Origin of the sequence: Algoriphagus lacus, assembly GCF_003583985.1 — a bacterium.
Lineage (GTDB): Bacteria > Bacteroidota > Bacteroidia > Cytophagales > Cyclobacteriaceae > Algoriphagus > Algoriphagus lacus.
Genome location: NZ_QXML01000002.1, coordinates 668,993 through 690,450, shown reverse-complemented (window position 1 = coordinate 690,450; position 21,458 = coordinate 668,993). Strand labels below are relative to the sequence as shown.

Sequence of the window (21,458 nt, the reverse complement as noted above, 5' to 3'; positions counted from 1 at the left end):
ACTCAATTAAAGTCACAAAGATTCAAAGAAAACTTAATCCAAAAAGTGGAGATCGGCATTCGGACAGGCAGGAACTACGCGGTGTAGAAAAAGCGGCTCAGTGCCGCTTTTTTACTTTCTGATAATTCCAAACTTTTTTGGTTTAGGCATTTCACTTACATCACCTGGTGGATATACCACAGGTATAGAAAATTCAATTTTAGAAATGCTTTCCTTTCCCTTTTCAGATTGAGTTTGACCACCGGCACTCAAAAACCCAGTTACTACTCCAATGAATGTTTTGTTGCCTTCCTTTTGTTGAATACTTACCCCGACATTAAACTTGATTTCATTAACCGCCTGCTTTCCAAAACCATCATTTCGAACTGAATAGGAGGATTCATTTTTTACTGTAAGTTGTGGAGCGATGATTGCCCCTGAATCTTGAAGTGATTCCTGAGCCTCACTTACACCTAAGGCGCTCTGAGTGAGGGTTTCCTTGATAAAATCTTTTAGTTCCATCATATTGATAAATTTGTGTATGATTGACAATCTAGCTAGTGGTCTCATTCAATGAACATTCAACCTACCACCACTTTCTAAATTTTCCTCTACCGTCACCCATCCGGCGGTTTCTATACCTACCAAATCGGCTCATAACAAGGATTGCAATGATCTAGGTCGCAATGAGAATTGGTAAAATGATCCAAGGATTTCCCATGATTCAGATCCTGTTCCTCTTCACCCTCATCGGCTCAGCTTCAAGATCCGGGACTTTGAACCTCCGATCATAGATCAGGTCATAGTCGTGCAGCTTGGGGCTGGAGTGGTAGATGATGTCCTCTGGTCCGCGGATCTCCTTGCGGAGTAGACCTTTCTCTTGGAAAAATTGAATCATGAAATGGGCTTTTTCCCAGTCGTGGTCATTAATTTGAATGACCTCCTGAAAGGTATAGATTGGCCGGTACATGGTTGAAAAGGTTAGAGTTGAAAAATGAGTCTGAACTAAGATAGATTTTTTCAGGAAATTAGAGAATACAATTTGAGATCTTCCTCACAACTGAGCGTAGATTATTTGTTTTTCAACTGGTTACCAAATAGACGTTTAACTAGATGGAGTTTGCAAACCACCTTCCTATCCAATCGATCCCGTATAGCTTTCGGGATGCACTTTGCTCCGGACACCAAACCGACACTAAAACACCACGCTGATTTTTCCAAATCGCTCACAAAATTTTTATTTTACAGCTATGCTAAGTCAACCGTCAAATTACACGAACAAGTTTTCGGAATTTTTTGAGCCGGCCTTGCTTGCTGATCTTGAAGCAAGCGCGATGCTCATGGAAATAAAAAGTGGCACCACCATGCTCAACGTGGGTCAATCCATCAAGGCACTTCCGCTACTGGTAAGCGGTGCTATTAAAGTCAGCCGCATGAATGAGGAAGGGCAGGAATTATTGTTGTACTACGTCAAAGAAGGCGAGAGCTGTGCGATGACTTTTAACTGTAGTATGCTTTCACAGTCCAGTGTAATCAAAGGAACCGCAGAAGAGGACAGCATCCTTCTTTGTCTTCCGGTGAAGGTCATGGATGAATGGATGGTGAAATATCCCTCTTGGAAAAGGTATGTGATGGCAACTATCCTAAACCGATTTACAGAAATTATAAAATGTATCGACGAGGTAGCATTTAAAAACATGGACCAAAGGTTGGTAAGCTACCTGAAAGAGAAATCGAAGATTACAGGTTCTACCGTGCTCAATCTTACCCATCAGCAAATTGGAGACGACCTTGGAACCAACCGGGTGGTGATTTCGAGGTTATTGAAAAAACTGGAAAACGACAAGAAACTGCTGATCTACAACAAGCAGATCAAACTGCTCAAAGACTTTTAGGTTTGTAACATCTGTTACATGCAGTTGTAACAGGGGTTACCGCATTACCTTTTTTGATGGTGCAAATTTGTCTTGTTAATTATTTCACACACCTAAAACAACAAACACCATGAGCTTAAGATTAAACAGCACCGCACCGGATTTCACTGCAGAAACCACCCAGGGAACCATCCATTTTCACGATTGGATCGGGGAAGGATGGGCAATGCTTTTCTCACATCCAAAAGACTTTACCCCTGTTTGCACCACCGAACTCGGTTACATGGCTTCCATTGAAAATGAATTCGCAAAGCGTAATTGTAAGATTATTGGCTTAAGCGTAGATCCGGTAGAAAGTCATCTGAAATGGGAAAAGGACATTGAAGAAATACAAGGTGTCAGCGTAAACTATCCAATGATTGGTGACCCTACGTTGGCCATTGCCAAATTGTATGACATGCTGCCTGAGGAAGAACCGAACACTTCAGAAGGAAGAACTGCAGCCACGAATCAAACCGTGCGTTCCGTTTTTGTGATCGGCCCCGACAAAAAAATAAAACTGCAGCTTACGTATCCCATGACTACCGGCCGAAACTTCCATGAAATCCTGCGTGTACTTGATTCTATGCAATTAACAGCAGCACATAAAGTTGCCACGCCAGCAAACTGGAAAAACGGAGAAGATGTAATCATTGTGCCGGCTGTTTCAAATGAAGAAGCACAAGAAAAATATCCTCAAGGCTGGAAAACTGTTAAGCCTTATCTGCGCCTTGTTTCTCAACCTTCCAAATAAGCTACTCATGAAATCTACTGGAACAATGCGTCTGTGGTTTGCCATTATGGCGGTCCTACTTTGGATAGGTATTTATCTTACCGGCTTCGGCCAGGTAAACTGGCTGATCTATTTACCGACTGTTGGATTTACCGCTGCGGCCCTTGTTGGGTATTGCCCAAGCCAGATTGCTTTACTAAAACTCTTAGGGAATAAGTAAAATTGAAATCAGCTAAAGAATTACTATGAAATTACGGGTAACTGTTTTAGGTGCTGGGTTTGGTGGTCTGGAATTGAGCACCATACTTTCAGAAGCCATTGGCGATCAGCTCGATCTTACGTTAATAGATCAGAACGATTCTTTCTTTTTTGGTTTTTCAAAGCTGGATGTGATGTTTGGACACAAACCATCCAATGCCGTAAAAATTCCTTATAGCAGTGTTATAAAAAACGGTGTCAACTTTCGTAAGGAAACAATTATTGACATTGACCCGGTCACAAAAACGGTTACCACCACTACTGGAAAATACGAGGCAGATGTATTAGTGGTGGCACTAGGCGCCAATTACGACTTTGCGGCCACACCCGGCCTTACAACCTGGGGCAATGAGTACTATAGTTTTTCGGGAGCTGAAAAATTGCGTGATGTATTACCCCAGTTTACAAAAGGTAATGCCGTGGTTGGGGTATGCAGTGCGCCCTTTAAGTGTCCTCCAGCCCCAAGTGAAGCGGCTTTGATGTTGCACGATTACCTAACCAGTCGCGGGGTTCGCGATTCGTGTAGCATAAGTTTGGTTATACCTTTCGGTTTACCTATCCCTCCATCACCGGATTCCTCCAAAGCCTTGTTAAAAGCATTTGAAGAACGAAATATCCGTTTCATCCCTGAGAGAAAAGTGAGCAGTGTAGGTGAAAACAAAAGCGTCATACTGGATGACGGAACGGAGCTCCCCTGTGATTTGCTTTTAGGAGTACCTAAGCATGTTGCTCCTGATGTGGTATTGCAAAGTGGCTTGGCAGAAAATGGCTGGATACCGGTAGACAAAGCTAACCTCCGCACAAAATTCCCAAATGTGTACGCAATCGGTGATGTCACCAGTGTGGGTACACCAAAGGCTGGTGTGTTTGCTGAAGGAGCAGCCAAAATCGCTGCTGCTTCTATTATTGCGGAATTTCATGGAAAAGAAAATAACACCCCTTATACCGGTGCAGGCTCTTGTTACATTGAGTTTGGAAAAGGTCAAGTAGCGCGGGTTGATGTTGATTTCTTCTCCGGCCCTAAGCCATTTGGCATTCATCATGAGGCTTCTCCAGAACTGGTCATTGACAAAGTGCATTTCGGGAGCAGTCGTAAAGCGCGTTGGTTTGGAAATTAAAAAAAGTAAGAACCCCGACTAGGTGTGGATTGTATCTACACCTTTTTTATTTTTTGAATTTGTAATTCAATTCCCTGCCCTAGTCCCCCTACCCACTTCCCAAGTACCTCAATTCACCTTTTTTCCAAACCTTTTCGCCTCGGAATCAAACCGGTTTGACAGATTGGTGAAAAAGTTTATCGGTTTCGGAAACAGGTTCGCGAATCCGGGAAAAAGGATTGCCGTTTTGCTCGCCCCTTTCGTCGAATCCGTGAAAAAGTTCGGCAAATCCGCGAAGTGGTTTCCCGAATCAGGAAAAAATTTCGGCCCTTCGTCGATGAAGTTGGTTTCCGAGGCGAAGGACTTGCATTTTCAGGCAAATGAAGTCATTCATTTTATGATCTACTGGCCCTTTCTCCTAACCCACCCTACACCTTTGGTCCTGCACTTCACAAAAAAGCCGGAGAGGTTCGTCTCCGGCTTATGTCAAGTCTTAAATCAGGTTCCCTTTATCTCCTGAGTGATAAAGTTTAGCCAGAAAATCATTTCTCGCAAAGACGCCAAACCGCTAAGAATCCTTATCCTTTGCGCCATTCGCGCCTTTGAGTGAAAAACTCCTCCCCTCTAACTAGACGCTTAACTAGGTGGAGTTTGGAAACCAATCAGGCCATCACGGCCAACATTTTAAGTACTGGTTTCGCTAAATCCTCTTCCCCAATCACCTGAACTGAATTCAGGGCATTTTCATAACTGACTCCTTTTGTAAAAATTCTCCAGGCCAGATTATCGGGAATATGGAGTTGAACCTTGGGGGCCACCTTTGAAAAAGGCAGAAGCTGCCAAACTTTTTCTTCCCTTTTGAGCCACCAGGTTTGGATAAACTGCCCTTCAATCGTGATCTTGACCAAAGTACCCTTGGGTGCTTTGACTTCACGGTAGTGATGAGGAAGAGCCCTCATGGAAGTTTCCAGGTAAGGCTGATAAAGCCTTTTACAAAGTAAGGTTTGGTCTGAGGGATCAAGCGCTGTAAAAATCTGTTGGATATGATGCCACTTTTCAGTGTATTCCCGGGCGACATGAAACCAATTCAACGATTCCTCCTCTCCAGCCCAAGCCACGCTAAAAACTGCTATTTCAAAAGGTTTTAGAGATTTGATTAGATTTCTGTATTCTTTACCTGAAGACTCCAGCAGCGAAATCAGGACCTTGGGACTGAGCCGATTGGTGGCTGTCACCCAATCGGCATTGAGTTGGTTGAGAAAAGTAACAAGATCCTGATAGGAGGAAATCGGTCCGGGATTTTCACCAAAATATCCGTCCCGAATCATCGATAAGGCTCTCAAATTTCCATCCAAGAGATGCGCTGCGAGATGCTTTACCGTCCATTTCCCGGCAAGTGTAGGAGCATCCCATTGATCAGTTTGTATGGTTTTTAGTTTTTGGATCAACAGGTCATCCAATTCCTGAAACAAATGACGGGTGCGAATGGGGATCGAATTATTCATTCCAAAAGGTTTTCCCTAAGTAGCCCAAAGCAATTTAAAGTTCAAAATCAAAATTGGTTTTGGACTTGTATTGGGTATTGAAATTTTTCAGTGAAAGGATAAGAATAAAAAGGATAGTTTGACTTCAACCAAGTCTCGGTTGGAAACTACGACTTCCTATCAAAACAATCCCATACAGCTGTCGGGGTGTAATTCGCTCCCGACACCAAGCCGCCACTAAAGCACCACGCTGATTTTTCCAAATCGCTCCCAAAATCTTTACTTTTCAGCCTCCTTCCGGGTGTAGTCTATTAAAGGCCCGGGCATAGGTAACTATTCTTTACTACCCATTCCAATTTCCGGTTGGCTAGGACCCATGACTGAGTGAAAAGTAAGCATCCTGCTGAATGGGATCCCTCCACAATTAACGGACGAAATACCACCCACCTATTCTTTCCTCGTTTCCGAAATCGTCAATTTGTTGAAGCGGAAAGCATTGGGCGTTTTTTACAGGTGACTACAAAATGTTGGAAAATTAATTTTATAAATGAATTAGATCTCACATTGCCAATACGGCAACTTTAAAATTATTAGAATCCTGATTTTTGTTTTGATACTTTGTCCCCTATAGGAGTATTGTAAAAAGTTAACTAAAGCACAGCTATGCAAATTCATTCTGACTATTTGGAACATGAACTATTTGCGAAAGCATCATCTTCAATTGAAGTGGGTAATTATCTCCAGGCACTTACCTATTACGAAGAGCTGATGCAGGTGATGTCAGGGAAAAGCGCAGAAGAAAGGTTAGTTTTTTTTTCAGGCCCTTACCTGGAGTTGATTTATAAAACAGGCAATTATGCAAATATTCTTGCCGATTGCGGCTATTATCTCCAGGCATATGAACTTGTCTGTGCTTTATTGACAAGAGTTGAAAATAGCAAAGACAAAACGGTTATTGATTGGCTGAAAAATCTTCAAAATGAATGTCTCCGCAATTCCCTTTTTTCCAGAAAATCAGCAAAAATCAATGATGCTATAATTTGTTGCGCAGATGATAGTATAGAAAATGTGCAGCGCCCTCTTCTTGCAGCCCTCCATAAACTTGGTGTAAGCACTCATCCGGATCCCTATACTATTCCAATCAACCGATCTGACTTTGCCTTCAAAGACATCTCTGACAGGAGTAATGCGATCATCGTGATAATTTCTCCCGGTTTCTTTGCATCCAATTGGCCAAAAGAAGAACTGGAAGAAATGTTAAACAAAGCCGGTTCTGATTCAATTCAAGTCATTCCAGTTTGGTATTCGATATCAAGACCAGAAGTGTTGGCATCGAGCGAATTTCTCGAAAAGATACTCGCATTTGATACTGCTACAAAGGACATTTCAGCAATCGCGCAGGGAATTGCAGATATCATAAGACCCGATCTTGCTTCAGGTGTTTTACACAAGAAAATATGGGCTTCGCTGCTTCAAAATAAAATCCTTGCAGCGGCATTCACTGATTTTGCACTAACGGTTAGGCATAAGGAGCTGGACAAAAATCTGGTAGAGCGAATCCGACTAATCAGGGCTGCTTTTTTGGATGGCAATCGCCAAATGATGAAATCCTGGATACATGGTTTTAGCTGTGAACTCGACCCGTATACTGCTGTTGGGGAGTGGGAGAAGCTGGCTTGCGTGTTTCAGGAAATCAAAATCGCGCAACGCTATACCAACCTTTTAAAAGTTCAGGGTTCACTTTACGAAAAAGAGAACAATTGGATTTTAGATTTAGTGAGTAAGAATTTCCAGTTATTTGCGGATTCAATGCCTGCAAACTATAGTCAGGAAGATTTTTTCAATTTTGTTGTAAACTATTTTTTGGAGCTGGCGGGATATTCTTCCGATCGCACTTTTGTATTAGTTTGGATTACTTCTCAGCCTGACTTGAGAGAGATGAACATAGGTTTTGAGCGATGGATACTTGACTTTACGGAATTTTTATTTTTCAATACCCAGACACCACTTTTTGAACCCGATGATGACTACCTAAAAGAAATGTCTGCCTTGAATTCCAGAAAAGACATTGATAAACATTTAACTCCTAAGATTAAAACTTGGGATGGTTCCAAAATAGTTGGAAAGGAAAATTTGCAAGAAGGAATTCTACATACAGATGAGGAACGACCATGGGCAAAGGAATGGGACATTTTCATTAGTCATGCTTCAGAAGACAAGGCGGAATTCGTGCGTCCACTTGCGGAGGCATTGAAGGATTACGGAGTAAAGGTTTGGTACGACAGCTTTACGCTGAATCCTGGTAAAAACCTTGGCGATTCGATATTCACAGGGATTGAATCGGCAGAATTTGGAATTGTTGTGCTATCCCCCCACTTCATCAAAAAAGAATGGCCACTGAAAGAATATGAACTTTTGCGAAAGATCCAATCTACGCAAGGTGACCGATTGATAACGCTGTGGTACAAACTGGCTGCAGAAGAAAGACCTGAATGGATGAATAATTTTGATTTTACTTCAAGACTCCATTATACTGGTCAGCCTATACCTGCTTTAACCATGCAGGTACTTGAGATTATCCGACCTGACCTCGCCCGATTTGTTCAAAAAAAGTTGAACTATCAAAACCAATATGATGAAGTGAAGGAAGGCAATGTGGAAATGACGGAGAGCTATATCGGGGATATAGATGGGAATATCCAACCGAATTACGAAAGATTACCACAAGAGCTTGTTCAGCGAGTTCGACTGATTCGCTCAGTAATTTATGAAGGTTATCCCCATTCTGTAAAATACTGGATAGATGGCTTTCTATGTGATTATGATCCTGAAAGACAAATCGAATACTGGCAGGGAATAGCTTCTATGTATCAGGAGGCAATCATGTTGTTTGATTTGCAACAGAAAAATGAGGAGGGGTCTTTACTCCGATTCTTTAAAGCCAAACAGCCTAAGATAACCCACAACCAACTATATGATGCGATTTTTTTGCTGAGTAATTTTCCACAACAGGTCAATCAATTGCTACAAAAGTATCCTGAGAAAACCGTCAATCAGCTAGTGGCAATTGTATCATCGCCTACTGTAATAGATGTACTTGACCCTGATTAAGCTTTTTATAACTGCTGGTATAAAGTTGATCTGCTGTTCCCCACTGAGTGAAGCACAAATCCTTGCCAAGGCGTAATCCCGCACTTTAGTCGGTGGTAGTTCCCCCCACTAGGCTTAGACTCCTGATTATTCAACTGATTACCAGATAGCCACTTGACTAAGTGAAGTTTGTAACCAATTCTGAGTCGAATCACCATCTACCAAAAAACAAAAGAGCTGAAGATTATCCCTTCAGCTCTTTTTTATTGCAGTTCAGTTGGATGATTACACCGTCTCCAGGGTCTTCTTGGACTTCCGGTAGAGGTGATCGCTTAGGATATTCCTTCTGGCAAAGCGGTAAGCATTGTCGGCATTGAGGAACTTGGTGTAAGTGTTTTTGGACACACCAAAGTACTCGTAGGTATTCCCGTCGAGGAAGCTGATTTCCAGCACCTGGTTTTTGTAGTGGAAGTCGGCGATTCCCGTTTGGGTGATGGTTTGGGTGTATTCCTCCAGATTGGCGGCATGGGTCTCCGGGGCGATGCTCACCAGGAAATGATAGCCTTCGATGATTTTGGTGCTTTTCTCTTCAGCTTCCAGGGCTTTTTCGTCTCCTGCTGGGAATTTGTCCGGGTGCCATTCCTTGACCAGGGTTCGGTAGGTCGTTTTCAGTTGCTTCAGGTCAATGGGACCCTCCACGTTAAAAAGTTTCTTGAACTCGTTAATCCGCTTCATTGCTTGTCTGTTAGAAGCTGCAAAGCTACGGATATATTTCCAGCTACCCCAGCCGAATGGAAAAGCCGGTTTGGTGCCATGCAAAATCCCAGGGTTCAGGGTGGAATCTGTAATACTATTCTTTCCCCTTTCCAGGGAAACCTGCCCTGAATGATCCGAATCGAGCTTTTGAAACCATGCGGTAAATAAACTCCTCAATCTTTTATCAACTCAAAGAAAATCAATAGATTGGATATACCACCCAAACACCACCAGCCATGATTAGTATCCCAGCAAGAAACTCGTATCGCCTGACGGCATTGTTCATTATCCTGATTTTAATTGGTATCCAATGGGGATTTTACACGTCTTATACCAGCCAGTTTCCCACTTTCCCCAACGCTACCACCGTGATCCATATCCACGGTGCCCTCTTGATGATCTGGTTGACGCTCTTGGTAGTGCAACCGATGCTGATCAATTTTAAAAAGGCAAAACTTCACCGAAGCATCGGCAAAGTATCCTATGTCCTAGGCCCTATGATTATCATTTCGATGTTCCTGGTTGGAAGAGGTTCCTACCATCGATTCGTAGAATTAGCTCCTGAAAAAGATTTATTGGCAACCATGGTCTTGGATATCCGTGGGTTGGTCAATTTCGCCATCTTTTGGGCATTGGCCATGGCCTACCGCAAAACACCATCCGCCCACATGCGCTACATGATCGCTACGGGCATTTTGGCCATTGGCCCGGGTGTAGGACGTGGCCTGATGGCCAGCTTTGATTTCTCACTCTATGCAGCATTAACCGCCACCGATGTGATTGATCTGGTCATTGTCGGGGTTTTGCTGGGTTATGACCTGGTGAAGAAAAACGACTTCAAACCTTATCTTGTAGTGTTCTCAGTGTTGCTGGTAGGTAAGGTACTTTGGCAGATCAGCTACAGCGATTTATGGCAAAACTTTGCCCGAACCTATGTTGAGCTTTTCTACTGAAAGGCTGCCCGGTTTTATAATCCACGATCGATCCTGTGAGACATCTGGGATATCCTAAAAAATCAAGCTTTAACTCCATGAAGAGATTGAACATCAAATCGCTTGGAATTTCCCTGGCGATGATCGCTGCTGTACTAAATGGCTGTCAAACCAAGAATGAAACTGCGGAGGATAACCTCGGAAAAATCGAGTATGAATTGGTGGAGGATTGGCCTCAATTGCCACCGGGATATCAGTTAGGCCAACCCACAGGTATCGGCATTGATTCGGAAGGGCATATTTTCGTTTTTCACCGGGCCAGCAGACGATGGACAGAACCCTTTCCGGATTCACTCATTTCGGAAAACACCATCCTGGAACTTGAAAGCGAAACAGGTAAACTGGTAAACAGTTGGGGAGCAAACTCTTTTATCATGCCCCATGGATTGACTGTGGATCGGGAAAACAACATCTGGTTGACGGATGTAGGCCTACATCAGGTTTTTAAGTTCAGTCAGGATGGTCAACTCCTGATGAAACTGGGGGTGGCAAAAACCCCGGGAAATGATTCCCTGCATTTCAATCTTCCCACAGATGTGGCCATTGCCAAGGATGGCTCTTTCTACGTGAGTGATGGATATGGAAACAGTCGGGTGGTGAAATTTTCACCTTCCGGAGACTACCTGTTTGAATGGGGCACCTTTGGGGACCAGGAAGGACAATTTGATATTCCGCATGGGATCACGCTTGACGATAAAGGGAATGTCTATGTGGCAGATCGGCAGAATAATCGAATCCAGAAGTTTGACAGCACGGGAGTTTTTCTGAATGAAATCAGGAACAATGAGGATGTGGCACAAATACCCTCGGTAACGATCGATGAGAAACAAAACCTGTATGCCATTGACTATGATTTTGCCGATACGGTGATCAAAGGCTCCACGGTCTTTCAATACGGCGCCGATGATCAGGTGGCTTTTAAATTTGGCGGGATCGGGACCAATGCGCGAACGCCATCCTGGTACCACGATATTTCCGTGGACCGATCCGGAAACATTTACGTGGGAGACATCCATGGAATTAAAATCCGGAAATTCAGGATAAAACCCGGGGTCGAAAACCAGTAAAAGGCAGTTGGTAATTCCTCCTTACTCGTGCTGCAAATGGGTATCGTTAAGCCGGGAATATCCCTCAACACCGGATAAATCCAATACCCATCCACCACCCCGTTATTGGGGGATCTGGAAGTTTATACCCTCAGGATTTTCTCCATTTTTAAACCATAAACTCATTTTAAAATGATAAAAACCCTCCATTTCTTCGCATTCATCCTCCTTGCTCTTTTTGTAACTACAAAAGCGATAAGCCAGTCTAATACGGATGACCTGCGGAAAAGGGAAATAGATAAAACCTATTGGAGCGAGATTTCCAGAACGGTAAAACAGGGTGATTTTGAGGGTTACTCAGCTACTTGTCACGAAAATGCCATTCTGGTCACTACCACTGGGGAGAAAAAACTTTCCTACCCTATGTCCACTGCCCTGGCACGTTGGAAACAGGGATTTCTCGATACCCAACAAGGAAAGCAGATGGATAACGTCTCGTTTCGTTTTTCACAACGAATAGGCGACGAAACGACGGCACACGAAACAGGGATTTTCTATTTCACTTCCCATGATAGCGAGGGCAAACTAATTGCAGAGAGTTACACGCATTTGGAAGCTTTGCTGGTAAAAAAGGGTGACAAGTGGGTATGCTTGATGGAGTATCAAAAATCCAAGGCGACCCGAGAAGAATGGGATGCTTTGAAGTGATTTTGTCTGCTTTCAAAATATAATGCCCAAGATCTAACCCCATCCTCCAAACCATAAGCGATTATCATGGGGCAGATTGGGTAGAAAACGAACTAACGATTGATGTAAAAATCCCCCCACCCCCTTAAAAAGGGGGAGTTTACCCAAACTTCGTTCAATCATTCAACAACCCAAAACACTGCCGTGCAATTTCCAGCTCCTCGTTGGTTGGGATCACAAGGATTTTGACAGGGGAATCGGAGGCGTTGATTTCCCGGATTCCTTTTCCCCCGGCTTCGTTTTTTCCCTGATCCAGTCGGATACCCAGGAAGTCCATGTCCTGACAAACCAGCTTGCGGGTTAGGACATCGTTCTCCCCCACTCCTGCGGTGAAGACAATCGCATCGAGTCCATTCAGCACCGCAGCGAAGGACCCGATGAACTTCCGGATGTGGTAGGCATACATGTCATAGGCCAGAACCGCCGCTTTTTCCCCTTCCTCGTAAAGCTTACGGATATCCCGCATGTCGCTGAAACCGGTCAGACCCAGCATTCCACTTTTCTTGTTGAGAATTCCATTGACCTTATCGAGCGTATAGCCGAGTTGGTTGACCAGGTGAAAAATCACGGACTGGTCCAAGTCCCCCGCACGGGTACCCATGATGAGTCCGTTCATTGGCCCCAAACCCATGCTGGTATCGATGCACTTGCCGTCTTTAACTGCGGCCATACTGCAACCGTTGCCCAAGTGGATGGTGATGATTTTGGTTTCCGCTTTACCTAGGAATTCGATAGCTTTTTCGGAAACGTATTTGTGACTCGTGCCATGAAATCCATAAGCGCGAATGCCGTGCTTTTCATAAAACTCATTAGGAATAGCCATTCGAAACGCAACTGGAGGCATGGTCTGGTGAAAAGCCGTGTCAAATACGGCTACCTGCTTTGCCTTGACAAAGATGGTTTCCGCCACTTCGATCCCCAGGTAATTGGCGGGATTGTGCAGCGGAGCCAGTGGAAATAGCTCTCGGATCTTGATTTTGGCTTCCTCGGTGATGAGCTGGGTTTGGGAAAACTCCTCTCCCCCATGGACCACCCGATGACCAACCACATGTACCTGATCGGGGTCGGAAATCACCCCAACTTCCGCATCGGTCAGAAGATCGGCCACGGCCTTCAGTCCCGCAGCGTGGTCGGGAACGGGAATTTCCAATGTTCTTCGCTCCTCTCCCGATTCCAAAAAGGCCTTGTAATCCACCTTAGCTCCCTCCAGACCAATCCGGTCCACCATTCCGGAGCAAATCACTATGGCCTCTGGCATGGAAATGAGTTGGTACTTGATCGAGCTGGAGCCGGAATTGATGACAAAAATGTTCATGGGTTCAGATTATGGAGTTTGGTCGGTTTCAAAATCCTCCCGTCATTCGTCGGGATAGACTCCTAGCCCCCTTAAGAAGGGGGAATTGGCTAATTATGAACTTCAAAGCGAAATGCTAAGATTGACCATTCTAAAAGGTTTAAATTTTTGAATAAATGATTGAGGTCCGCTAAGTGCGACTCCCCCTTAACAAGGGGGCCGGGGGGATTTAAGATTCCTGCGCCTGAATAGCCGTGATCACCACCGTATTGAACACATCCGCCACGGTGCAACCTCGACTCAGATCATTCACCGGCTTGTTCAATCCCTGTAGCATTGGTCCAATAGCCAAGGCTCCGGTTTCCCTTTGCACAGCCTTATAGGTGTTGTTTCCGGTATTCAGATCCGGGAAAATCAAGACACTGGCTTGGCCAGCCACTTCGGAATTGGGCATTTTCTTTTTGCCCACTTCGGGATCGACAGCTGCATCATATTGGATTGGCCCCTCCACTTTGAGGTCAGGTCTTCGCTCGCGTACGAGTTCGGTGGCTTTGCGGACTTTTTCCACATCTTCCCCCTCTCCCGAACTTCCGGAAGAATAGGAAAGCATAGCGATTTTGGGTTCGATACCCAGCATTTTCGCCGACTCGGCAGAAGAAATCGCGATATCGGCCAACTGCTCGGAGGTCGGATTGGGCACTACCGCACAATCCCCAAAAACCGAAACCCTATTTGGCAGGCACATAAAGAATACCGAAGAAACCGTAGAAACTCCCGGTCTGGTCTTGACAAACTGAAGCGCCGGACGGATGGTGTGCTGGGTAGTGTGAATGGCTCCGCTGACCATCCCGTCGGCGTGGCCTTTGAAGACCATCATGGTTCCAAAATAGGATACGTCCTGCATGAGGTCACGAGCCATTTCGAGCGTCACTCCCTTTGCTTTTCGCAATTCGTACAAGGTCTGCACATACTCGTCGTACCGTTCCGAACTGAGCGGACTGTCGATGTGCACTGCATTTAAATCCAGGCTTAGATTGAGCCGTTTCACGATCAATCCAATGGACTCACGGTTTCCCAAAAGGGTCAAATCCACCACATCCTGTTTGACCAATTGATCGGCAGCCATCAGAATCCGCTCATCCTCACCCTCTGGCAGGACAATGTGCTTTTTGGCGGACTTGGCTCGCTTGACCAATTGGTATTGGAACATTCTTGGAGTGAGGACTTCCGAGTGGAAGGCGACCAGTTTATCGGTCAGCGCTTTTTCATCCACTCCCTGCTCAAACAGCCGGATCGCAATGGCGATTTTCTCCTTATCATCCGCAGAAATCCTCGCCTTGATATTGCTCACTTGGGTCACCACCTCAAAGGTCGCCTCCTCTACCTGCAGGATGGGAACGACCGTCTCCAAACCCTCCACCAACTGGACGATGGAATCCTCCGGCAGCATTCCACCGGAAAGAATCAAGCCTGAAATTTTTCCAAAATTCTTGGAAATATTTGCCTGCAAGGCTCCTATGATTATGTCTCCCCGATCGCCGGGGGTGATGACAAGGGTATTGTTTTTCAGGCGCTGGAGGAAATTTCTCAACTGCATGGCTCCGACAATGACATGATCCACCCGGTTGGTCAGCAGGTTTTCCCCAAACATGACCGTAGCGCCCATGGCATCCCGGATTTCCTCCATGGTCGGGTTGCTGAGTTCCAGATGAACCGGAATGGTGCTGATCAGGATATCCTCGGATAAGGCTTCTTTTAATTTTTGGGAGATCTCTTTTTCATGGCCCACCTCCGCTTTGTTGGCCACAAGAGTCAACACCTGAACTCCATTGGAAGTAAAGGAATTGGTCGTGGAAATGGCCTGTTCGACTATTTCCGCAACCGACTTGTGGGCACAGTTGAGAATGATTGCTGCCGGGATTCCTAGATTTTTTGCGATGGAAACATTCCCGTTGTACTCAACATTTCTGCTTATTCCGGCGAAGTCTGTTCCCTCGACGACGACAAAGTCAGAACTCTCCTGAATCCGCTGAAACTTGTCAATGATGGTATCGATCAGGACAGCTTCGTTGTTCCGGTTGATCTCCTTAAAAGCCTTTTCGATGGTAAAAGCATACATATCCTCATAAGGTAAAGCCAGTTTGAAATGCTGCTTGATCAACTCGAGGCGGCGGTCTCTTTGCTTTTTCTTTACCGTGATGATGGGTTTGAAATAGCCAATTTTATCCGTTTTGGAGGCCAGCAGATTGACCAGACCAAGGGCAAAAATGGATTTTCCGGAAAAGGGTTCTGTGGTGGTGAGGTAAATGGCGTTGGTCATAAGTTGGCTTCAAAAGCTTCAAAATTGAGGTTTGACGGATCAAAATAGGCATTTTCTCACGGTAAAAAGACTGATAAAACTCAGGTTGACATCAGTATTTGAATTATTTCTTTGTCCTTTTGGCTTGATCCAAAAGGACCATCCCGAAAGCTTTCGGGACAAGATTTGGCTAAGCTCCTACCGCACTTTGCAACCGCACCCTCGCCGCCAAATCATCCCACCTCACCTTTCCAATTGTAGATTCTACCAAAATTTGAAATTGCTGGGTCTGAAATTTCAATTTATCAGCGTCTTCTGACTTTTTGTTCGTAGACGAATCAGAGGTTGCTCGGGAAATCCACTTTGAAATAAAATCTGTATTTAACAGAAGATAATTTTGAAGCTGTCGACCATCGACTGTGGACATTTTTTCCCTTTTGACCAGAAGACTGATCACCACAAACTCATTTTTTATATCTTCCTCCTTTCGATTCGAATGAGCGCTTCAAACACCCACCTCACCCGCCAACTTGGTCTTCTTGGATTAACTGCCACCGGGATTTGCTCCATGATCGGAGCATCGATTTACATCGTGCCGTTTATGATTCAGCGGAATGTGCCGGGAATCGGTCCCTATGTCCTTCCGGCTTTTCTGTTCGCGGCAGTACCGGCGATTTTCGCTGCTTTGGCTTATATCATTTTGGCTTCTGCCATGCCCCGAGCCGGAGGTTCTTACCTCTATGCCAGCCGGGCTATTCATCCGTATCTGGGATTTGTTGCCAGTTTTTCCCAGTGGTTTGGCCTCTCGATCGTGATCGGAGTGATTTCCTATGTGGTTGTTCCATTCTTTCGGGATGTGGCGGTAGCGCTGGACTGGACTGGGATTGCTTCCCTGTTGGAAACACCCTGGATTCGACTGAGTCTGGCTTTGGCGCTGCTTTGGGTCTTTGTTTACGTGAATATTCTCGGGGCAAAATTCTACGAGCGGACCCTGATTCCGCTGATGATTCTGATGTTTGTGTTGGGTGGGATAGTAATCATTTCGGGATTGAGTTTTGACCATTCGGACTTTCTTTCGGCCTTGTCCGCAAAAGAAGGCCGTAGTCTGGAACTCAACGAAACGAGTTTTCACTGGCCCACTTTTCTTTCCGCTGCAGCGTTGCTTTTCTCCAGTTTTATCGGTTTTGACTCGATCGCACAGGCAGGTGGGGAAGCCAAAAACCCAACAAAAAACCTTCCCCGCGCCATTGGATTGGCCATTCTGAGCGTGGGTTTGTTTTACATCGCATTTACCTACGCAGTATATCATGCGGTTCCTTGGCAGTTTGTGGCGCAGGAAGCCTTGGAAAAAGACATCACCGCAGCCGGCGTGCTGAGCTATTTGCTACCCTCCGAGTTGGGGGTTTTGATCCTGCTCGGTGCGGCAGTTGCCTTGGTCAATGACCTTCCTGCGATGATTCTCTCCGTTTCGCGACTGGTTTTTTCCTGGGCGGAAGACGGTGTTTTCCCTAGAGGACTGTCAAAAATCCATCCTAAGCATCAGACTCCCCATCGGGCCATCATCCTGAGTGGGGCGGTCTCCACGATCGGGATTTTGGGCAGTCACTTTGCCGGAGACATCTTTCTGGGCATCGACATCATGGTCACTTCCATGTTGGTCAATTTTTTACTGATGTGCATTTCCGTGATTCTTTTCCCTATCCGTAATCCGGGTTTGGCTTCCCAAATCAGCATTTTCCAATCCAGACTGATTCAGCTCTTGATCGGTATCGGTGGCACGTTTCTGCTGACTGCTTTCCTGATCATCCACACCATGAAAGACCTCAATGCCAGCGTCTCCGCCTGGTATTTTCACTCCACACCTGTTTGGTTGATCGTGATGAGTTTGGCGACGGTGCTTTTTCTTTTCCATTGGAAAAAAATGCAGTCCTCCGGCGTGGACCTCAAAACCCGATTTTCTACCCTTCCATCAGAATAAGCTCACTTATGAACCATTCAAAATACACCGAACTCGCACCCGGATTGACCATTTGCCGCGCCCTGACCGGACTTTGGCAGATTGCTGATATGGAGCGGGACGGCCAAAAAGTTGATCCTTTCCAAGGCGCAAAATCCATGAAAGCTTACGTGGATGCCGGATTTACCACTTTTGACATGGCGGACCATTACGGTTCTTCGGAAGAAATTGCAGGCGTATTCCGGAAAGAATACGGAAAAGACGCCTCCCAACTGTTCACCAAATGGGTGCCCTCTCCCAATCGGATCACCAAATCTCAGGTGCGGGAAGCTGTGGAATTGGCCCTGACGCGTATGCAGTCGGAGGCAATCGACCTGATGCAGTTTCACGCCTGGCAATATTCCCATCCGAGTTGGGTGGACAGTATGTTTTGGCTACAGGAACTCCAGGAAGAAGGCCTGATCAAGCATCTTGGCCTTACCAATTTTGATACCGCTCACCTGAGCATCGTGGTCAATTCGGGGATCAAAGTGGTGAGTAATCAGGTTTGTTTTTCCCTGTTGGATCAGCGGGCAGGCGGTACAATGTCGGATTTCTGCCTCAAGCACGGAGTAAAACTCCTGGCATTCGGAACGGTGGCCGGAGGATTTCTATCCGAAAAATGGTTGGGCAAAGCCGAACCCGTCCTGGATGAATCCCTGACATGGTCCCAGATGAAATACAAGCGATTCATCGATGCGGCCGGTGGCTGGGAAAAGTTTCAGGCCCTCCTCCGGACCTTGGAGACCCTCGCCAAAAAGCACCAGGTCAGCATCTCCAACGTCGCCAGCAAATGGATCATGGACCAGCCTGCCGTGGGTGGAGTGATCATTGGAGCCCGCTTGGGGCAAAGTGCCCACATTGCAGACAATCAGAAACTTTTCTCCTTCGAACTGGATGAATCGGATCGGGAAGCCATCCGAAAAATCCAGCGCGAACTCACACCGATTCCGGGTGACTGCGGGGACGAATACCGCAAGCCACCTTTCCTCACGGCTTCTGGGGATTTGAGTCATCATGTGGAAAGCTTCCCTGCTCCCTACCCGACCAAGGAAGGCTCCGATGGCCGAACTAAAGCCCTAAGCGGAACGATCTGGGAAGACATTGCAGGATTCAGCCGCGCGGTGAGAAAAGGAAACCGAATCCTGGTCTCCGGCACCACCGCCACACATGGTTCGAAAGCCATGGGAGGAACTGATCCAGGCGCACAGGCTCATTTCATTCTGGACAAACTCGAAGGCGCCATCCAGTCACTTGGGGGAAAACTGGAAGATGTGGTTCGCACACGAATTTTCATCCGAAATGCCGACCAATGGGAACCAATCTCCCGTGCCCATGGACAGCGATTTGCAGGAATTCAGCCAGCCAATACGATGGTGCGTGCCGATCTGATCGGAGATGAATATCTGGTGGAAATGGAAGCGGAAGCGGTGGTGGGAAGTTAAGGGGTTTGGAAGTTTGGGAGTATGTGAGCGGGATGTTGGATGCTTCGGCAGGCTCAGCACAAGTGACGGATGACTGATGCCAGAGGCCTCGTATTTCGTATTTCGTCCTTCGTATTTGTAAAATCGCTTTTCCGGATTAGGTATCCGCTCCTCTGATTACCGGGTACTGACTTCTCCAGTGGTTTTGTGCTTGAGGATGGTTTTATGATCTCCATTGGGCAGGATTTCTTTCTTGATCAGCCAGTGGTCAGCATCAAATTCGGTATAGACCGAAGGCTTGGTCAGTCCCCTTTTTCCCCTCCAAACCGGAAGTTGAACAGGTTCCCAAAGTTTGGTTTTGGCTGATTTGTAGGCTGCATCCAAAATGGCATTGACCACATATCCGTCGTAAAACGTCTCTCTGGGTTGAGTTCCTTTTTCATACGCCTCAAACATGTCCACAAACATGGTCGGATAACCAAGTTCGTGGGCTTCATCTCCAACCGGAAACAACCAACCTGAGGAGGTCTCGGCCTTTTCGGCCACATAGTCCGCTCCCTGTCCGCTGGAAAACATTTCGAATCCAGTCCGCAAAAACGAATTGATCCATACCGTGCCTTCAGTACCCATCACTTCATCCCGCAAGTCCATTCCACCCCGGAAAGTCCAGGAAACTTCAAATTGACCGATGGCTCCGTTTTCATACTTGACCAAACCAATGGCATGATCTTCTGCTTCGATGGGCTTCACCTGGGTGTCTGCCCAACACATCACCTCCACGGGCAAGACCTCTTTGCCAATAAAATTCCTTGAAATCTCCACGCAATGGCAACCCAAATCCAGAATGGCCCCTCCTCCGGCTTTTTCCAGATCCCAAAACCAATCCGAATGAGGTCCGGGATGAGTCTCCCTGGATTTGGCCCAAAGGACTCGTCCAATGGCCCCGGATTCCACGCTTTTGACTGCTTTCAAAAACTTGGGCGTGTAACACAGATCCTCCAGATACCCTGCAAAAATCCCCGAATCTTCACAGGCTTGAGTCATTCGAAGGGCCTCCTCGGCGGTTCGGCCCAGAGGCTTGGTACAGAGCACGCCTTTTTTATGAGCCACGCAACGCATGACCGCTTCCTCGTGCAGATAATTGGGTAAAGCTATAATGACCAAGTCGGTCTCCGGATGCCCGATGGCTTCCTCCATATCCGTAGTAAAGTGAGGTACTGCATAATCCTCGGCAAAGCGCTTTGCAGTTTCCTCCCTTCGGGCATAGACAACCTGAACCACGTCTTTTCCCCTTCTTCCGATCAGAGATTCGGCATAAAACCGCCCGATAAATCCTCCTCCGAGGATACATAGTTTCAACATGGCCTACTTTACGTTAAGGGTGATTTCTGCTTCTTTGACCAAAAAATCAGCCCCGGATACTTTCTTCAGACCACTGGCCAGCAAGGCGTCATCCGAAACAACCTGCACCGGAGTGATGCAGGAGGTGTGTTTTTCCCGAAAGGGCTTATTGTAAGAAAGATTATAAGCCGAAATAACTGACCAGCGCGGCCTTTCCGAAAGGTTGGCCTCGGATCGATGGAGAATATTGGGATGAAAAAAGAGCACATCCCCGGCTTTCAATTCGCAATAGACGAGTTCGGAAATCTTCTCGGCCTCGTGGACAAAATCCAAATCCGCACCCTGCTGCTCCCCAACAAAACTGTGCTCAAAGCGCTGCATTTTGTGTGTGCCCTTCAGCACCTGAAGGCATCCATTTTCCTTGTTGGCATCAGTCAGGGCAAGCATCACCGAAATCATCGCTTCGGGAAAAAGAAACCCGTTTTTGTACCAATAGCCATAGTCCTGGTGCCACTCCCAAGCACCACCCAATTTAGGTTGTTTTTGCATGATCTTGGAGTGGAAATGGCAAACTTCCCCCGGCCCCAACAGGGCCTGAACTGAGGCCACCAATCGTCTGCTTCGGGACATCAGTCCAAACGAGTCATCTCCGGCCGTGAACCAAAGCGTGAGTTTGGTTTTTTTCCCATCCTGGTCATTGAGGTCAAAGGAATTTCCGGTCACGGTATCATCAGTTGCGACCCGGTATAGCAAGTCAATCTCGGCTTTGGAGAAAAGCTGGGGTAGAATCACGAATCCATCTCGGTGATAGGATTCAATCTGGGAGGAGGTCATAGGTTAGTCTGGGTTTAGCTCCCTTAGGAGGGCATTCGATTTCCTTAATTTGGTAAAAAAAAGTCATTTAGAAAATCAGTAGTTGGGAGACCTCCAATCAGGGAAGTGGCGAAAGGCATCCTGATGTTGGCAAGTTAAATTCCTCGCACTTTATGGAAGACATCGTTCTGGCCTA

The 21,458-nt window shown here is 46.1% G+C and carries 18 protein-coding genes; 10 read left to right on the top strand and 8 right to left on the bottom strand.

Going from position 1 to position 21,458, the window contains the following annotated elements; all coding sequences use genetic code 11:
- Positions 1-111: 111 nt before the first annotated feature.
- Complete coding sequence (locus D0X99_RS07125) at positions 112-504, bottom strand: hypothetical protein (RefSeq protein WP_119476925.1); 393 nt, start codon at positions 502-504, stop codon at positions 112-114.
- Positions 505-703: 199 nt separating this feature from the next.
- Complete coding sequence (locus D0X99_RS07120) at positions 704-949, bottom strand: hypothetical protein (RefSeq protein ID WP_119476924.1); 246 nt, start codon at positions 947-949, stop codon at positions 704-706.
- A gap of 280 nt (positions 950-1,229) precedes the next feature.
- Between D0X99_RS07120 and D0X99_RS07115 the strand changes: the two genes are divergently transcribed.
- From D0X99_RS07115 to D0X99_RS07100, 4 genes are all read left to right on the top strand, one after another.
- On the top strand, positions 1,230-1,874 hold the full coding sequence (locus D0X99_RS07115) for a Crp/Fnr family transcriptional regulator (RefSeq protein ID WP_119476923.1): 645 nt from the start codon (positions 1,230-1,232) through the stop codon (positions 1,872-1,874).
- Positions 1,875-1,983: 109 nt separating this feature from the next.
- Entirely contained in the window at positions 1,984-2,646 is a 663-nt protein-coding gene (locus tag D0X99_RS07110) for a peroxiredoxin (protein WP_119476922.1), read from the top strand.
- A 7-nt stretch (positions 2,647-2,653) separates the two neighbouring features.
- On the top strand, positions 2,654-2,845 hold the full coding sequence (locus D0X99_RS07105) for a hypothetical protein (protein WP_119476921.1): 192 nt from the start codon (positions 2,654-2,656) through the stop codon (positions 2,843-2,845).
- A gap of 25 nt (positions 2,846-2,870) precedes the next feature.
- Positions 2,871-4,001: an NAD(P)/FAD-dependent oxidoreductase gene (locus tag D0X99_RS07100; RefSeq protein WP_119476920.1), complete on the top strand. Its 1,131-nt coding sequence runs from the start codon at positions 2,871-2,873 to the stop codon at positions 3,999-4,001.
- A 641-nt stretch (positions 4,002-4,642) separates the two neighbouring features.
- On the opposite strand, the gene D0X99_RS07090 is transcribed toward D0X99_RS07100, so the two are convergent.
- On the bottom strand, positions 4,643-5,485 hold the full coding sequence (locus D0X99_RS07090; protein ID WP_119476918.1) for a maleylpyruvate isomerase N-terminal domain-containing protein: 843 nt from the start codon (positions 5,483-5,485) through the stop codon (positions 4,643-4,645).
- Between the two features lie 642 nt (positions 5,486-6,127).
- Between D0X99_RS07090 and D0X99_RS20515 the strand changes: the two genes are divergently transcribed.
- On the top strand, positions 6,128-8,575 hold the full coding sequence (locus D0X99_RS20515) for a toll/interleukin-1 receptor domain-containing protein (RefSeq protein ID WP_119476917.1): 2,448 nt from the start codon (positions 6,128-6,130) through the stop codon (positions 8,573-8,575).
- Positions 8,576-8,839: 264 nt separating this feature from the next.
- On the opposite strand, the gene D0X99_RS07080 is transcribed toward D0X99_RS20515, so the two are convergent.
- Positions 8,840-9,487: a KTSC domain-containing protein gene (locus tag D0X99_RS07080; RefSeq protein WP_233553674.1), complete on the bottom strand. Its 648-nt coding sequence runs from the start codon at positions 9,485-9,487 to the stop codon at positions 8,840-8,842.
- Positions 9,488-9,546: 59 nt separating this feature from the next.
- On the opposite strand from D0X99_RS07080, the gene D0X99_RS07075 reads away from it, so the two are divergent.
- From D0X99_RS07075 to D0X99_RS07065, 3 genes are all read left to right on the top strand, one after another.
- Entirely contained in the window at positions 9,547-10,263 is a 717-nt protein-coding gene (locus D0X99_RS07075; RefSeq protein WP_119476916.1) for a hypothetical protein, read from the top strand.
- 77 nt (positions 10,264-10,340) lie between these two features.
- Positions 10,341-11,369, top strand: coding sequence for a peptidyl-alpha-hydroxyglycine alpha-amidating lyase family protein (locus tag D0X99_RS07070; protein ID WP_119476915.1), 1,029 nt, complete (start codon positions 10,341-10,343; stop codon positions 11,367-11,369).
- 171 nt (positions 11,370-11,540) lie between these two features.
- Positions 11,541-12,056: a nuclear transport factor 2 family protein gene (locus tag D0X99_RS07065; protein ID WP_119476914.1), complete on the top strand. Its 516-nt coding sequence runs from the start codon at positions 11,541-11,543 to the stop codon at positions 12,054-12,056.
- Positions 12,057-12,210: 154 nt separating this feature from the next.
- Here the strand turns inward: D0X99_RS07065 and D0X99_RS07060 are convergent, their stop codons facing one another.
- On the bottom strand, positions 12,211-13,410 hold the full coding sequence (locus D0X99_RS07060) for an acetate/propionate family kinase (protein ID WP_119476913.1): 1,200 nt from the start codon (positions 13,408-13,410) through the stop codon (positions 12,211-12,213).
- A gap of 208 nt (positions 13,411-13,618) precedes the next feature.
- Entirely contained in the window at positions 13,619-15,709 is a 2,091-nt protein-coding gene (gene pta / locus D0X99_RS07055; protein WP_119476912.1) for a phosphate acetyltransferase, read from the bottom strand.
- A gap of 475 nt (positions 15,710-16,184) precedes the next feature.
- Here pta and D0X99_RS07045 point away from each other — a divergent pair, with 475 nt between their 5' ends.
- Together D0X99_RS07045 and D0X99_RS07040 are read left to right on the top strand one after the other, a co-directional pair.
- Entirely contained in the window at positions 16,185-17,666 is a 1,482-nt protein-coding gene (locus tag D0X99_RS07045; protein WP_119476910.1) for an APC family permease, read from the top strand.
- A gap of 8 nt (positions 17,667-17,674) precedes the next feature.
- Entirely contained in the window at positions 17,675-19,129 is a 1,455-nt protein-coding gene (locus D0X99_RS07040) for an aldo/keto reductase (protein WP_119476909.1), read from the top strand.
- Between the two features lie 156 nt (positions 19,130-19,285).
- On the opposite strand, the gene D0X99_RS07035 is transcribed toward D0X99_RS07040, so the two are convergent.
- Both D0X99_RS07035 and D0X99_RS07030 read right to left on the bottom strand, forming a co-directional pair.
- The gene (locus D0X99_RS07035) at positions 19,286-20,470 is read right to left on the bottom strand and encodes a Gfo/Idh/MocA family protein (protein WP_119476908.1); all 1,185 of its coding nucleotides are present in this window, start codon (positions 20,468-20,470) and stop codon (positions 19,286-19,288) included.
- Between the two features lie 3 nt (positions 20,471-20,473).
- Positions 20,474-21,283, bottom strand: coding sequence for a phytanoyl-CoA dioxygenase family protein (locus D0X99_RS07030; protein ID WP_119476907.1), 810 nt, complete (start codon positions 21,281-21,283; stop codon positions 20,474-20,476).
- Positions 21,284-21,458: the final 175 nt, after the last annotated feature.

Coding starts and splice junctions, on each gene's coding strand:
- D0X99_RS07100 (WP_119476920.1), top strand. CDS start 2,871: ATGAAATTACGGGTAACTGTTTTAGGTGCTGGGTTTGGTGGTCTGGAA.
- D0X99_RS07045 (WP_119476910.1), top strand. CDS start 16,185: ATGAGCGCTTCAAACACCCACCTCACCCGCCAACTTGGTCTTCTTGGA.
- D0X99_RS07060 (WP_119476913.1), bottom strand. CDS start 13,410: ATGAACATTTTTGTCATCAATTCCGGCTCCAGCTCGATCAAGTACCAA.
- D0X99_RS07075 (WP_119476916.1), top strand. CDS start 9,547: ATGATTAGTATCCCAGCAAGAAACTCGTATCGCCTGACGGCATTGTTC.
- D0X99_RS07070 (WP_119476915.1), top strand. CDS start 10,341: ATGAAGAGATTGAACATCAAATCGCTTGGAATTTCCCTGGCGATGATC.
- D0X99_RS07120 (WP_119476924.1), bottom strand. CDS start 949: ATGTACCGGCCAATCTATACCTTTCAGGAGGTCATTCAAATTAATGAC.
- D0X99_RS20515 (WP_119476917.1), top strand. CDS start 6,128: ATGCAAATTCATTCTGACTATTTGGAACATGAACTATTTGCGAAAGCA.
- D0X99_RS07125 (WP_119476925.1), bottom strand. CDS start 504: ATGATGGAACTAAAAGATTTTATCAAGGAAACCCTCACTCAGAGCGCC.
- D0X99_RS07035 (WP_119476908.1), bottom strand. CDS start 20,470: ATGTTGAAACTATGTATCCTCGGAGGAGGATTTATCGGGCGGTTTTAT.
- pta (WP_119476912.1), bottom strand. CDS start 15,709: ATGACCAACGCCATTTACCTCACCACCACAGAACCCTTTTCCGGAAAA.
- D0X99_RS07115 (WP_119476923.1), top strand. CDS start 1,230: ATGCTAAGTCAACCGTCAAATTACACGAACAAGTTTTCGGAATTTTTT.
- D0X99_RS07040 (WP_119476909.1), top strand. CDS start 17,675: ATGAACCATTCAAAATACACCGAACTCGCACCCGGATTGACCATTTGC.
- D0X99_RS07065 (WP_119476914.1), top strand. CDS start 11,541: ATGATAAAAACCCTCCATTTCTTCGCATTCATCCTCCTTGCTCTTTTT.
- D0X99_RS07090 (WP_119476918.1), bottom strand. CDS start 5,485: ATGAATAATTCGATCCCCATTCGCACCCGTCATTTGTTTCAGGAATTG.
- D0X99_RS07110 (WP_119476922.1), top strand. CDS start 1,984: ATGAGCTTAAGATTAAACAGCACCGCACCGGATTTCACTGCAGAAACC.
- D0X99_RS07030 (WP_119476907.1), bottom strand. CDS start 21,283: ATGACCTCCTCCCAGATTGAATCCTATCACCGAGATGGATTCGTGATT.
- D0X99_RS07105 (WP_119476921.1), top strand. CDS start 2,654: ATGAAATCTACTGGAACAATGCGTCTGTGGTTTGCCATTATGGCGGTC.